This is a genomic window from Streptomyces sp. WELS2 (genome assembly GCF_013870595.1).
Taxonomy (GTDB): domain Bacteria; phylum Actinomycetota; class Actinomycetes; order Streptomycetales; family Streptomycetaceae; genus Streptomyces.
In genome coordinates this window covers 1-13,139 of record NZ_JACBWZ010000104.1, presented here as the reverse complement: position 1 = coordinate 13,139, position 13,139 = coordinate 1, and the positions used below count along the sequence as shown (strand labels likewise).

14 protein-coding genes and 2 pseudogenes are annotated in these 13,139 nt (G+C 72.6%); 7 read left to right on the top strand and 9 right to left on the bottom strand.

Going from position 1 to position 13,139, the window contains the following annotated elements:
* Window positions 1-282: 282 nt before the first annotated feature.
* The 3 genes from H5J33_RS09555 to H5J33_RS09545 form a co-directional block, all read right to left on the bottom strand.
* Window positions 283-807 (bottom strand): DUF4142 domain-containing protein, encoded by a 525-nt coding sequence (locus H5J33_RS09555; RefSeq protein ID WP_181794457.1) that lies wholly within the window; start codon window positions 805-807, stop codon window positions 283-285.
* A gap of 475 nt (window positions 808-1,282) precedes the next feature.
* Window positions 1,283-1,513: a hypothetical protein gene (locus H5J33_RS09550; protein ID WP_181794456.1), complete on the bottom strand. Its 231-nt coding sequence runs from the start codon at window positions 1,511-1,513 to the stop codon at window positions 1,283-1,285.
* A 962-nt stretch (window positions 1,514-2,475) separates the two neighbouring features.
* Window positions 2,476-3,066, bottom strand: a complete 591-nt coding sequence (locus H5J33_RS09545; protein ID WP_181794455.1) for a TetR/AcrR family transcriptional regulator — start codon at window positions 3,064-3,066, stop codon at window positions 2,476-2,478.
* A gap of 85 nt (window positions 3,067-3,151) precedes the next feature.
* Here H5J33_RS09545 and H5J33_RS09540 point away from each other — a divergent pair, with 85 nt between their 5' ends.
* Window positions 3,152-4,051, top strand: a complete 900-nt coding sequence (locus tag H5J33_RS09540; protein ID WP_181794454.1) for an alpha/beta fold hydrolase — start codon at window positions 3,152-3,154, stop codon at window positions 4,049-4,051.
* A 70-nt stretch (window positions 4,052-4,121) separates the two neighbouring features.
* On the opposite strand, the gene H5J33_RS09535 is transcribed toward H5J33_RS09540, so the two are convergent.
* Together H5J33_RS09535 and H5J33_RS09530 are read right to left on the bottom strand one after the other, a co-directional pair.
* A complete protein-coding gene (locus H5J33_RS09535) occupies window positions 4,122-4,463 on the bottom strand; it encodes a GNAT family N-acetyltransferase (RefSeq protein WP_181794453.1) in 342 nt (113 codons plus the stop codon).
* 26 nt (window positions 4,464-4,489) lie between these two features.
* Window positions 4,490-5,470, bottom strand: a complete 981-nt coding sequence (locus H5J33_RS09530; RefSeq protein ID WP_181794452.1) for a pirin family protein — start codon at window positions 5,468-5,470, stop codon at window positions 4,490-4,492.
* Between the two features lie 85 nt (window positions 5,471-5,555).
* Between H5J33_RS09530 and H5J33_RS09525 the strand changes: the two genes are divergently transcribed.
* A complete protein-coding gene (locus H5J33_RS09525; RefSeq protein ID WP_181794451.1) occupies window positions 5,556-6,038 on the top strand; it encodes a carboxymuconolactone decarboxylase family protein in 483 nt (160 codons plus the stop codon).
* Window positions 6,039-6,164: 126 nt separating this feature from the next.
* Here H5J33_RS09525 and H5J33_RS09520 read toward each other — a convergent pair whose 3' ends face one another.
* On the bottom strand, window positions 6,165-6,971 hold the full coding sequence (locus H5J33_RS09520) for an SDR family oxidoreductase (protein ID WP_181794450.1): 807 nt from the start codon (window positions 6,969-6,971) through the stop codon (window positions 6,165-6,167).
* A 63-nt stretch (window positions 6,972-7,034) separates the two neighbouring features.
* On the opposite strand from H5J33_RS09520, the gene H5J33_RS09515 reads away from it, so the two are divergent.
* The gene (locus H5J33_RS09515) at window positions 7,035-7,820 is read left to right on the top strand and encodes a helix-turn-helix domain-containing protein (RefSeq protein ID WP_181794449.1); all 786 of its coding nucleotides are present in this window, start codon (window positions 7,035-7,037) and stop codon (window positions 7,818-7,820) included.
* 142 nt (window positions 7,821-7,962) lie between these two features.
* Here H5J33_RS09515 and H5J33_RS09510 read toward each other — a convergent pair whose 3' ends face one another.
* Window positions 7,963-8,886: an alpha/beta hydrolase gene (locus tag H5J33_RS09510; protein WP_181794448.1), complete on the bottom strand. Its 924-nt coding sequence runs from the start codon at window positions 8,884-8,886 to the stop codon at window positions 7,963-7,965.
* Between the two features lie 43 nt (window positions 8,887-8,929).
* Here H5J33_RS09510 and H5J33_RS09505 point away from each other — a divergent pair, with 43 nt between their 5' ends.
* Window positions 8,930-9,406, top strand: coding sequence for a MarR family winged helix-turn-helix transcriptional regulator (locus H5J33_RS09505; RefSeq protein WP_181794447.1), 477 nt, complete (start codon window positions 8,930-8,932; stop codon window positions 9,404-9,406).
* A 74-nt stretch (window positions 9,407-9,480) separates the two neighbouring features.
* Here the strand turns inward: H5J33_RS09505 and H5J33_RS09500 are convergent, their stop codons facing one another.
* Entirely contained in the window at window positions 9,481-10,800 is a 1,320-nt protein-coding gene (locus H5J33_RS09500; protein WP_258564979.1) for an IucA/IucC family protein, read from the bottom strand.
* Window positions 10,767-10,943: pseudogene (locus H5J33_RS38320) on the bottom strand (IucA/IucC family siderophore biosynthesis protein); the annotation flags it as partial. The gene H5J33_RS09500 and the pseudogene H5J33_RS38320, both read right to left, overlap by 34 nt.
* Window positions 10,944-11,032: 89 nt before the next feature.
* Here H5J33_RS38320 and H5J33_RS37325 point away from each other — a divergent pair.
* From H5J33_RS37325 to H5J33_RS09480, 3 genes and pseudogenes are all read left to right on the top strand, one after another.
* Window positions 11,033-11,203: pseudogene (locus H5J33_RS37325) on the top strand (nucleoside hydrolase); the annotation flags it as partial.
* Window positions 11,204-11,219: 16 nt separating this feature from the next.
* Entirely contained in the window at window positions 11,220-11,900 is a 681-nt protein-coding gene (locus H5J33_RS09485) for a lysozyme (RefSeq protein WP_181794445.1), read from the top strand.
* 143 nt (window positions 11,901-12,043) lie between these two features.
* On the top strand, window positions 12,044-13,139 hold a 1,096-nt coding region (locus tag H5J33_RS09480; protein ID WP_181794444.1), incomplete at its 3' end, for an inorganic phosphate transporter.

The following is a 13,139-nucleotide window of genomic DNA, read 5'->3' as shown; positions in this document are numbered from 1 at the left end:
CCTGAAACAGTGGCGGGGCATCGCCACCCGCTACGAGAAGACCGCCACCATCTAACTGGCCGGACTCCACATCGCGGGCATCTGCCTCTGGTCCACCCGATGATCCAAACGAAACTGCCTAGCCTAGCGGACCGCTCGCCAGCAGCTGGCCAGTTCGCCCTTCTGCATGCCGCCCCTGGGACGTATCGGGCCCGTGCCGGTCACAGCCACTCGTCGAGGACTGCGGCCGGCACGGGCAGCGGCCGCTCGGCCGCTGCCCGTGGTGCGGTGCCGTCGGGGGGCCTACGCGTGGCAGACACCGCCGCGGACCATCGCCAGATGTTCGGCGACGATCGGCCGGGCGGCGCGAGCGGCCGCGCGGACCTTCGCGTCGGTGCCCGAGGAGATCTCGTTGTCGATCAGCTTCAGGGCCTGTGTGTGCCCCTCCGCCTGCGCCTTGAGCCAGGCCGGGTCGTAGGCCGAGGTGCCGGCGTGCGCCTTCACCGCGGCCAGTTGCCGTTGCTGGGCGGCGGTCGGCGCAGCGGGCAGCGACACGCCCTTGTTCCGGGCGAGCATCCGACCCTGGGCGTCGAGTTTGGTGTGGTCGCGCACGAGGACGGCGGCGACCCGCTTGACGCAGGCGGTGGTGGCGTGTGTCCGGGCGTCCTGGCCGGCGGCTATCTCGGCGAGGTTGGACTGGTGGATGGCCTGGAGGAAGTTCGTGTCCTTGCCGCCCGGCGTCGCGGCCGTCGCCGGGGTGGCCGTGGCCGTGGCGAGGGCCAGCAGCGCGGTCGCCGCGGCCATACCGCACGAATGGGAGAGTCGCATGGGGTCCTCCACCTGTCGGTGAGCCGGAGGGAAGAGGCCGGAGGCGTCTTCCACGCCACCGCTCGGGCCCGGCCCAGGCGTGGCTGTCACTCTCGTCATGCTGACGGCACGCATCGGCCGTCTGCTCGCCCGTTGCGCCGGAAGAGTTGGGTTCCGGCCCCCGTTCCGCCCACGGTGACCTGCGCGGACGATGCCGTACCGGCAGAGGCGGCGATAAGGCCGATCGGGTGAATCCGGTCGTGGATCCGTATGCCTGCCCAGCCAGCCCTCACCTCCCCCGGTACGAGGCGGTCGGCCCCGGTTCCCGGCCGCGCCGCTAGTGTCTTTCGTTTGGATCAGGCCGGATCAGGGAGCGGGGTCTGGTGCCGTGCATCGCAAGGCGGAGGAGGGCGCCATGTAGCCATGGCAACCGACGACAACGCCGCGAGGTGCGGTGCCAGACCCCGCGAGCCCGGCCTGATCCAAACGACAGGCCCTAGCGGGGCAGAACCATCAGGACGGCCACGACCAGCCCGCGGACGCCGCAGGCCCCCGAAGGAGTCCGCACCCGATGTGGTCCAGCATCGTGGCCGCGCTCGGCACCCTGGCCGGTGCCGCCCTGGCGGGATACGTCCAGCGGTCCGGTGACCGGCGGGCCCGGGACCACGCGCACCGCCAGGAGGTGGCGCGCGCCGTCGCCGAGCTGCTGGAGGCCATCGTCCGCCACCGTGAAGTGCACTGGCTGACCGACGCGTCCCGCCGGCGCCGGCGGGACGGAGCAGAAGCGCACGGCCCAGGGGACCACCCGCAGCGTGGCGGACGGCCGTGGACCTGCACGACATACACCTGGGCCCGCCGACCGACGGCCGGTTCGCACCCGACGTCGAGGCAGCGCTGGAGGCCGCCCGGGACCGGTGCCGCGACGCCCACACCGCCCGGGGAGGACTGGGCGGTGACGGTGCGCGTCGCGTGGGGCGCCGGAACACCCCCGCCGACGCGGGGGTGTTCCGACAGCGCCACCATGTCCGACCGCTCCCCCATCGTCCTCCCCGCCGACGCGGGGGTGTTCCGCCGGAGCGGGTCGGCATACGGCCCGAGCAGCGGTCCTCCGCCGACGCGCGGCCCAGAACGGGTCACGGAGGACACGGCGTGGCCACCAACAGGGCGACACCGATCGTCTCCAAACCGGTCAGCCCGCATCAGTCACTCAGCGTGCCCTGCGCATGGGCAAGCAAAGACCACGCTGCCACCGGGGAGTGCTCTCGGCGACGGCTTCCCTGGGGAGAATCTGGGGAGTATCCGCGTCGCCGGGGAGCGCGTGGGGAGAATCGACCGCACAAGACGGCACGCCCGTGAAAGACGCTGAAAGACACAACTGCCCAGTCAGCGCAGGGCGCGGTGGAATCACCGCAGGTACGCGCCTCTAACTGGGCAACTTGACGACATACGTGCCGAGATCGTCGGCCTCCACGACCCCGGGGACGGAGCCACCGGAGCGCAGGGGTTCGATATAGCGGGTCGCGGTGACTTCTCTCAGCACTTTCGAAGGCTCCCCAGTCGCCGGCGTCGCCCTTGGCTCCCGCCTCAAGGCACGAAGTGAGCATAGTAACCAAGCGTGACAGCGGACTTCTCCGCCCGGCCCGAAGACGCGTGGCAGTGCTCAGGACGTGGAAGCCGGCCGTATGCCGGCTATCCGACCGGTCCCAGCGCCCGCGCGAGCGCGTCGACGGTCACGCCGACGATCGCCCGGAGTTGCCCGGGGCTCGACCCGGCCCTACCCATCACCGCGAGAGACTGGTTCACGGCCGCTATGTGTACGGCGAAGTCCTCGGCGTCCTCGTCGGACATTCCGCCGGCCTTCAGCGCGGCGCGCAGGCGCGGGCGCTGGAGGCCGAACAACTCTTTGACATGCTCTGCGACGCTCGGGCTCAGCGCCGGACTCGCCATGACCGACTGGGCCATCAGGCATCCATCGGGCACGGCGGGATCGGCGATGCGCCCCAGGGTGACGTCGAAGAACGCACGGACGGCGGCGACGGGGTCCTCGGCCGCGCACGAGAGGGCGGCGTCGAACTTGTCGCCGTAGCGCGTGGCGTAGCGGTCCAGGCAGCGGAGGAAGAGCGCGTCCTTGTCGCCGAGCGAGGAGTAGATCGAGCTGCGGTTCAGGCCGGTCGCCCGGGACAGGTCGTCGAGCGAGGTGTCGGCGTAGCCGGTGCGCCAGAACTGGATCATCGCGGCGTCGAGCACCGTGTCCATGTCGAACTGCTTCTTGCCTGCCATGCGCTCCATCCTCCCATCTTGAACTGATCAGTTCAAGACGTGCTAGCGTCGCATCACGGTCCAACCGCCTCGATGGAGGATTCCCATGACCAACCCCGTCCCCGCCCTGCCCCTGCACGACCTGGCCGGATTCACGCACCGCTGGGTCGACGCCGACGGTGTCCGCCTGCACGCCGTCGAAGGCGGTCGGCCGGACGGACCGGCCGTCGTCCTGCTCACCGGGTTCCCGCAGACGTGGTGGGCCTGGCGGAAGGTCATGCCCGCTCTCGCCGATCGGTTCCGGGTCATAGCGATCGACCGGCCGGGCCAAGGCAATTCCGCGCATCCGGAGCTCAGCTACGACACGCACACGGTCGCCGCGCACATCCAGGCCGCCGTGAACGCGCTCGGCGTGCGGGACTACTGGCTCGCCGGGCACGACATCGGCGCCTGGGTCGCCTTCTCCCTCGCCCTGAACCACGAGAGCCGACTGCGCGGGGTCGCGCTGCTCGACGCCGGAATTCCCGGTATCACCATGCCGGAAGCGATCCCCCTGGACCCGGCTCTCGCGTTCAAGACCTGGCACTTCGCGTTCCACGTGGTGCCCGGCCTTCCCGAGACGCTGATCGCCGGCCGCGAGCGGGAGTACGTCAGCTGGTTCCTCAGGACCAAGTCCCTCGCGCCCGACGCGTTCGAGGAAGCAGAGCTCGAACACTACGGCGCGGCCCTCGCCGTCGATGGCGGCCTGCGCGCCGGCCTCGCCTACTACCGCCGCGCCGCCGAGTCCGCGCGCAAGAACCGCGCGGCACTCGAGCGACGGCGACTGACCGTGCCCGTCCTTGGAGTCTCCGGCAGCCACGGCTCGATCCCGGACATGGCTGCCTCCATCAGCCCGTGGGCCGAGAACGTGACCGGCGTCATCGTGCCCGACGCCGGTCACTACATCCCCGAGGAGCAGCCCGAGGCCGTCGCCGTCGCCCTCACCGACTTCTTCAGCGGCCGTTAGCGCTCCCACAGGAGGGCGATCCCCACCGCGTTGTCGGGCGCCCCCGGCCTCTTGATCACCGCGGCTGCGGTCAGGCGTGGCTTCCGTGCTCCAGCCAGTCGAGCACCTCGGGAGTCACCGGGTCGGTGATGTCGGCGAACTCGTGGTGCTTGGTGAGGTACTTGGCGACGTACGGGCACACCGGCACGATCCGCTTGCCCTGGGCGCGCACGTCGGCGAGGGCCTGTGCGACGAGCTGTGCGGCCAGGCCGCGGCCGGCGAAGGCGTCGTCGATCTCGGTGTGGTAGAAGACGCGCTGCTCGCCGCGGTCGCGAAAGGCGGTCAGGCCGGCGCGCTCGCCCGCGACCAGGATCTCGTAGCGGTGCCGGTCGTCTCTGCGCTCGACGGTGGGTTCGGTTGCGGCCTCGGTCATCGGATGTCCTTTCGGGGGCGGCGGGTTCAGCGCGGCGGGTTGCGGCGCGGCCGGATGGTGGCGTTCGGCAGGGCGGGGGCGGGCAGCCGGTCGGCGGCGCAGCCCTCGACGACCCCGAACCGGTCGGAGGCGTCCTCCCATTCCCGCCGGGCCCGGACGATGTCGTCGTGGCTTCGCCCGACGAAGTTCCACCACATGACGATCTCCTCCTCGAAGGGAGTGCCGCCGAGCAGGACGGTCCGGGCCGGGACGGCGGACTCGTTGCGCAGTGTCAGAGCGCGCCGGCCGGGGCGCACGTACCCGAGTTCCGCCGGGCGCAGCACGGTTCCGGCCAGCCGGACGTCCCCGTGGTCCACGAGGAGCCCGTGTTCGAAGGCGGGGTCCACGGCGAGGGTGACCGAGGCGTGCGGCGCGAGGGCGATCTCGGCGCCCAGGAGGGGGGTGAAGACCGGCACCGGCGAGACGGACCCGGCCAGGGACCCGAGGAACACCCTGATCTCGGCGCCGTCGGTCCGCACGGGCTCGGGCACGTAGTGCCGGAAGTCGCGGGCGGTGTGCCGGTGTTCGTCCGGCAGCGCCACCCACAGCTGGACGCCGTGCAGGACGGAGGTCCATTCGGTGGAGAACTCCGAGTGGCTGATGCCGTGCCCGCCGGTCATGAGGTTCAGCTCTCCCGGCCGGACCAGGGCGTGGCTGCCGAGGCTGTCGCGGTGTTCGATCTCCCCGCTGAACAGCCAGCTCACCGTCTGGAGTCCGGTGTGCGGGTGCGGGGGGACGCGCATGCCGCCGGTGCGGGCGACGTCGTCGGGGCCGTAGTGGTCGGCGAAGCACCAGGCGCCGATCAGCGTCCGGGACCGCTGCGGCAGCGTACGCCGTACGGTCATGGCGCGCGGGCCGCCCAGGGGCACGTCGCGCGGGGTGAGGATCTCGATCTCGCCGTCCGTCCGTGCGCCGTCCCGCCCTGCTTCGCCGGGGCTCTCCACGGCCTCCGCTTCCGTCCTGCTCATCGGGCACCGCCTTTCGTCCCCGTGATACTTTCACATTCAACAACCTTTCGTCGTCAACACCGACGCCGTCCGGAGGAATTCCGAGTTGACCGGCACCGCACCGGGATCCGCGACCCGGCGGATCTACATCGACAAGCAGAGCCCCGCCGCCTACGACGCCCTGGTGCGCACCTCGGAGGCGGTCCGCGAGGTGACCGCCGAGGCGGGACTCGACCGGTCCCTGGTGGAACTGGTCAATCTGCGCGTGTCCCAGATCAACGGCTGCGCCTACTGCCTGCACGTCCACACCCGCGCCGCCCTGCGCGCCGGCGAGACGGCACAACGCCTGGGGGTGCTGGCCGCCTGGCGGGACACGGAACTGTTCACGCCCGCCGAACGCGCGGCGCTCGCCCTGGCCGAGGCGACCACCGCGCCGGCCGACACCGCCGCGCAGGAGACGGCGTACGCGGCCGCCCGCGCGGTGCTCACCGACGACCAGATCTCCGCGGTGATCTGGGTGGCGGTCACCATCAACGCGTTCAACCGGGTCTCCATCATGAGCCGGCATCCGGTGCGGCCCGAACGGTGAGGCGGACTCCGTAAGCCGGGCGGCCACCGGACGGCGCCATCGCGGTCACCGACCCCGGCGTCACGGTTTCCACCGGGCCTCTCGCGCGATGCCCGCGTGTACCCGGCGGTGCGGAGTGGTCCGCCGTTACGCGCGGGAGGCGAGGTGCCGCCATCCGTTCCACGTGTCGAGCCGCTCCCGGTAGGCCGCCTCGACGACCGGATAGGGGTAGGTGCCGAGGAAGAGCCGCAGGGGTGGTGCGTCGGTGTCGACGAGTTCGAGGACGACGGCGGCGGTGTCCCGCGCGTCCCGGGGCGTGCGGGCGGACGCCCCGGCCCGGCGCGCGGCGCGGACGGGTTCGTAGGCGGGGAGCGGCTCGGTGTGCACCGCCGAGGTGTCCGACCAGTCGGTGCCGTAGGGGCCGGGTTCGACGAGGGTGACGTGGATCCCGAACGGGGCGACCTCCTGGGCCAGGGCCTCGCTCATCCCCTCCAGGGCCCACTTGGAGGCGTTGTACAGGCCGAGCGTGGGGAAGGCGGCGAGGCCACCGAGGCTGGAGACCTGCAGGATGTGGCCGCCGCCCTGGGTCCGCAGGTACGGCAGGGCCGCCTGTGTCACCCACAGCGGGCCGAACAGGTTGGTGTCGAGCTGCGCGCGGGCCTGTTCCTCGGTGGTTTCCTCGACCATGCCGAACAGGCCGTAACCGGCGTTGTTGACGACCACGTCGAGGCGGCCGAAGGTCTCGGCGGCCCGCCGCACCGCGGCGGTCGCGGCGGTGCGGTCGGTCACGTCGAGACGGAGCGGGAGGACGCTGTCCCCGTGGGCGTCGAGGAGGGGCCGCAGGGTCTCGGGATCGCGTGCGGTGGCGGCGACGCGGTCGCCGCGGCCGAGGGCGGCTTCCGCCCAGATACGGCCGAAGCCGCGGGACGCGCCGGTGATGAACCAGGTCTTCATGGCATCGAGCCTGCGGCGTCCCGGCCTCGGCAGCCAGCACCCTCGCGGGGTTACCCTCGCACCATGGCGGCCGACAATCTCCTGGGAGACTTCCTCAAGGCCCGTCGCGGACGCATCGCTCCGGCGGACGCCGCGGTACCCGCCGGCGGACGTCGCCGGGTGGCCGGACTGCGCCGGGAGGAACTGGCCCGCCTCGCCGGGATCAGCGAGCCGTACCTGGTCCGGCTCGAGCAGGGCATCGACCGGCACCCCTCCCCCCAGGTGCTGCGCTCCCTCGCACGGGCGCTGAGGCTGGACGCCGACGCCTCCGCCCATCTGCACGCCCTCGCCGCTCCCGCCCCCGTGCCGCCGTCGCGGACCGCGGTCTCCGCGGACGTGCACCGGCTGCTCGACGCCTGGGCGGACCGCCCCGCGTACGTCCGGGACCGGTGCTTCGAGGTACTGGCGGCGAACAAGAAGGCCCGTGCCCTCGCCCCGCTGTACGAGCCCGGGAGCAACCTGGCCCGAGCGGTGTTCCTCGACCCGGCGGCCCGCAGCCTGTTCCCCGACTGGGCCGAGGTGGCCGCGCAGACCGCGGCGGCCCTGCGCGCCGAGGCCGACCCGCGCGACCCGAGGACCGTCCGCCTGGTCGCCGAGCTGGAGACGGACGGGGAGTTCCGCCGTCTGTGGACGCGGCACGAAGCTCGGCCCGCCCGGGACGACCTCAAGCGCTTCACGCACCCGGTCGTCGGCAGCCTGGCCCTGCGCAGGCAGGCACTCACCGTCGGCGGCGCCGAGCAACAGGTGATCATCGTGTACCAGGCGACGGCCGGGAGCCCGTCCGAAGCGGCCCTGGCGCGACTACCGTGACCTCGGGGTCCGGTTGCGGAGGGCTGACCTCGCGGTCCGGTTGCGGACGGCTTCACGGCCGGTGATCGCCGCCGTTCGGCGCCGGGACCGTTCGGCGCCGGCCCCGCGAAGGTCCCGGCCCGAGTACGGGCCGGGGCTGGGCCTACTTCGCCGGCGCTTCTGCCGCGTGCCCGGCGCGAAGGCGCTGGCCGAGGAAGAAGGCGGCGCGGTCCAGTGCCTCGTCCGCCTCGTCCAGAAGGCCTGCGAACGACTGGAAGACGTGCGGCACGTCGGCGGTGACGTCCAGGACGACGTCCACCCCGGCCGCCCTCCCGCGCGCGGCGAGGCGCGTGGAGTCGTCCAGCAGGATCTCGTTGGTGCCCACCTGGAGCAGCATGGGAGGGAAGCCGGTCAGGTCGGCGAGGACGGCCGGGCTGAGCAGGGGCTGGTGGGGGTCGGCTCCGGCGAGGTACATGGCGCCGGTGTGCTCGACGGCCGCACGGGTGAAGACCGGGTCGATGCCTTCCTTGGTGTCCATGCTCTCTCCCGTGCGGGTGGCGTCGAGGCCGGGGGAGAACGCCACGATGGCGGCGGGCAGCGGGAGGCCCGCGTCACGGGCGGCGAGGCAGGTGGTGACGGTGAGGCCGCCGCCGGCGGAGTCGCCGGCGAACGCGATGGCCGAGGGATCCACGCCGCTGTCCAGGAGGGCGCGGTAGGCGCCGAGGGTGTCTTCGATCGCGGCGGGGAAGGGGTGCTCGGGGGCGAGCCGGTAGTCCGGCGAGTACGCCCTGAAGCCGGTCCTGGCCACGAGGTGTCCCGTCAGCGACAGGGCGGTCTCGGGGGAGCCGAACACGAAGCCGCCGCCGTGGAGGTACAGGATCGTCCCGGCGCGGGGAGCGCCGCCCGGCTCGACGTGCAGGGCGGGTCGGCCGCCGAGTGCCGTCCGTGTGACGCGGATGGTGTCGGGCACCGTCATCCGGGCCATCAGTGCCTCGAACCCGGCACGCAGTTCCTCGACCGACCGGGGTCCCTCGGGCCGCGGCTGCCGCATCATCGCGTCGATCCGGGCGCGCTGTTCCTTGCTCATGGGTATGCTCCCGCCCTGAGTAGATTCCACTACACTATATGCCATGGCATCTACATCAAGCGGTGACGAAGTCGGCCTCCCGGGCTTCTTCTCCGATCTGGTCCGCTGCGAGACGCGTCTGTACAACGCCCTCAACGACCGTCTCCGCGCACGGCACGGGATCGTCACCTCGCAGTACGAGTTCCTGCGCTTCCTGCGCGACCACCCCGGGGCCCGCGTGGCGGACCTCGCCGCCGAGTTCGCCATCGGCGTCGGGGCGACCAGCAAGAGCGCCGACCGCCTGGAGAAACAGGGATGGATCGTCCGGCAGCCGAATCCGTCCGACCGCCGGTCCTCCCTGCTGGCCCTGACCGACGACGGCTCACGGCTCGTCGACGCGGCGGAGGAAACCTTCACCGGGGCACTCGCCGCGCTGATCGGGGACACGCTCGACGGCTCCTCGGCCGCGGCCGTCGCCCGCGCCCTCTCGACGCTGCGCTCCGCACTCGAACGCGACCAGATCGGCACGCCCACGGGCTGACAGCCGGCGCGGCGGGCGTACGCGGGTCCGCTCCGACAGCCGATGCGCGGAGCGAGGCGGTGCCGGAGTCGGGCTCAGCCGGTCAGCAGCGGGTTGGGCAGCGGCAGGTAGCGGGCGTCCGCGCCGTCCGCCGCCGTCCAGCGCAGCAGCAGGTTGGTCTTGCCGGGCAGGGTCGGCGCGGTGAGCAGCGCGGGGATCTCGGGCAGGTCGTGGCGGGCCAGTTCGCGGCGGACGGCGGGCCACGGGTCGTAGCCGGGATGGTGGTCGGCGAGGGCGCCGGCGATCTCGGTGAGGTGGTTGACGACCAGGCAGTACACCAGCCGTTCCCAGCCCGCCGCCCGGCTCACGTCCGGCAGCAGCTTGGCGCCCTCGGCGTCCCGGAACAGGGCCTGTACGGGAGTGCCGGCCGGGTCCACGGCGACCAGGGTGTTCTGCAGATGGGCCTCCAGGACCACCCCGTGGGCGCCGAACGCGGTCAGGGCGGGCGGCACGACCTGCCGCAGATAAGCCGCCCACCAGCCGGCCGGGTCGTCCGTGGCGGCCAGCGGGCTGCCCTCGAAGCCCTCGGCGAGGCCCGCCGCGAGCAACGGGGTGGCGCCCGGCAGGAGGTGGCCGCGCAGTCCGTCGCGGACCAGTACGGCCAGTTCCTCGAAGGCGAAGGCGGCGGTGCGGTAGCCGCGGTCGCTCAGCCAGGCCGCGGGCGGCCCCATCGTCGCGAAGGCACGCCCGGCGGCGGTGTCGGTACGGCGCAGCCGGCACAGATCGTGGCGCCACAGCCGGCGGATGTCGTTGGTGATGCGCACGTCCAGGCTGAACTTCAGGAACAGGTCGCGGCGGGGCTCGTACACCGTGCGGACGGCGGCCGTCGGCCAGACCGGGAACGCGGTGGTGCCCAGCCGCAGCAGCCGGCCGTCGGCGAAGGCGGGGGCGAGTTCGCGGGCGGTCAGGTCGAGCTGCCAGGGGTGGGCGGGCAGCAGCCGGTAGCCGGGCGGGGCGGTGCCGAGGGCGTCCAGGGCGCCGGTGTCGCCCTCCTCCGCCACCTGGTCCTCGCGGACGCCGAGCAGCGCCAGCGGGAAACGGGCGTGCGCCTCGGGGGCGTAGGGCAGCCAGGAGGCGACCGGGCCGCCGCCGCGCGCCTTGGGGGCCGGGTGGTGGGGGTGGCCGGTGAGCAGGGACTGCTCGGAGCGCAGATACGGGTCTTCGGGGGGCGTGGCCCGGGCGCGGGCGGTGAGCAGGGCGGCGACCGCTTCCCGGCTGTCGATCATCTCGGCGGGCAGGTCGCCGCCGGGCAGCCCGGTGTGCCGGCGCAGCACCTCCGCGACCAGTTTGACCAGTTCCGGGTGGCCGGGCGCCACACGTCGTACGACCGCTTGAGCACATGCGCGGCCTGCCAGGGGTGCACCGGCAGCAACAGCCGCCCGCCGTCCCGGAGTTCCGCGGGCCACTGCCCGGACACCAGGCAGTCGGCCGCCGGTACCGGCACCGTGCCCAGCTCCACCACCGGACCGTGCTCCGGGCCGTACGCCAGCTGCTGCGCCGGATCACCGCACGGGTGGCGGACCGCTCCACCGCCCTCTGGGACGAGGCCGCGACCGCCTAGAGTCGGCTGGACGGAAGGAGACCGCCGTGACCGGTCAGCCCGTGCCCGTGATCATCGACTGTGACACCGGCGTCGACGACGCCCTGGCCCTGCTTCTCGCCGTACGCCACCCGGGACTCGATCTGCGGGCCGTGACCTGTGTCGCCGGGAACACCGACGTGGACGGGGTGGTCCGCAACACCCTGACCGTGCTGGAGCGTCCTCGCGGCGGCCGTGGCGGCGGTCCTCGCCCTCACCGGGCCCGCGACCGCCGCGGCCAAGCCGCCCAAGGGCCACGACGTGTCGTCGCACCAGCGGCACGTGAACTGGCCGGACGCGCGGAAGAAGGGAGCGCGGTTCGTCTACGTCAAGGCCACCGAGTCCACCGGCTACCGCAACCCCTACTTCGCCGAGCAGTACTCCGGCGCCCGCAAGGCCGGCCTGATCCGGGGCGCGTACCACTTCGCACGGCCGGACCGGTCCTCCGGCGCCAAGCAGGCCGCGCACTTCGTGCGGTACGGCGGGAGCTGGCGGGGGGACGGCTGGACGCTGCCGCCCGCGCTCGACATCGAGTACAACCCCTACGGCTCCCGCAAGTGCTACGGACTGGGCAAGAAGCGGATGGTCGGCTGGATCCGTTCGTTCAGCGACGAGGTCCGGCGCGAGACGGGCCGCCGCCCGGTGATCTACACGACGACCCAGTGGTGGAAGCTGTGCACCGGCAACAGCCGCGCGTTCTCGAAGGACCACCCCCTGTGGATCGCCCGGCACGGCACCGCCCGGCCCGGGGCGCTGCCCGGCGGCTGGCGGTACTGGACGTTCTGGCAGCACCGCACGACGGGCACGCTGCCGGGTGACCAGGATCTCTTCAACGGCACCCTGGACCGGCTGCGGATCTTCGCGCGGGCCCGGTAGCCAAGGGGCGCCCGGCCCGGCGGGGCGGAACAGAACTCCGGTATGGGATTACCGACACCACCATGCCCGTCCCAGTTCATCTTCCGTTCACCCAGGTTGCCTACATTCATCCAGCCAACGACCTCGAACGATTGCCTGGGTAAATGGAAAGCTTCTCGCTGATCCTCGCGATTGTGGTGGTAACCGCACTCGCGTTCGATTTCACGAACGGTTTCCACGACACCGCGAACGCGATGGCCACCACCATCTCCACAGGCGCCCTGAAGCCGAAGATCGCGGTGACCATGTCCGCCGCCCTCAACCTTGCGGGCGCCTTCCTCTCCGTGGAGGTCGCGAACACGATCTCCAAGGGTCTCGTCGACGAGACCGGCATCCGTCCCGAGGTCATCTTCGCCGCCCTGGTCGGCGCGATCCTCTGGAACCTGCTGACCTGGCTGGTGGGCCTGCCCTCCAGTTCCTCGCACGCCCTGATGGGCGGCCTGGTCGGCGCCACCGTCGCCTCCGCCGGCTTCGGCGCCGTCCACGGCGGCGTCCTGGTCACCAAGGTGCTGCTCCCCGCCGTCGCCGCGCCGGTCGTGGCGGGCCTCGCCTCGTTCCTGGCCACCCGGCTCTCCTACGGCATCGGCGGCTCCGGCGACACCGAGGCCACCCGCAAGGGCTACCGCGCCGGCCAGATCGCCTCCGCCGGCCTGGTCTCGCTCGCGCACGGCACCAACGACGCCCAGAAGACGATGGGCATCATCACCCTCGCGCTGATCGCGGGCGGCTCCCTCGCCCCCGGCTCCAACCCTCCCACCTGGGTGATCCTCTCCGCCGGCCTGGCCATCGCGCTCGGCACCTACATCGGCGGCTGGCGCATCATCCGCACCATGGGCAAGGGCCTGACCGATCTGGAGCCGCGCCAGGGCTTCGCCGCCCAGACCGGCGCCGCGACCGCCATCCTGGCCTCCTCCCACCTCGGCTTCTCCCTCTCCACCACCCATGTCGTCTCGGGCTCGGTGATGGGCGCGGGCCTCGGCCGCAAGGGCGGCGTGGTCCGCTGGTCCACCGCGACCCGCATGGCCGTCGCCTGGGTGCTCACCCTGCCGGCCGCCGCTCTGGTCGGCGCGGGCGCCGAGTCCGTCACCGACCTCGGTGACTGGGGCACCGCCGCCGTCGCCGTCTTCCTGGTCGCCGCGAGCGCCGCGATCTGGAAGATCTCCCGCCGCGAGGTCGTGGACCACACCAACGTCGTCGAGG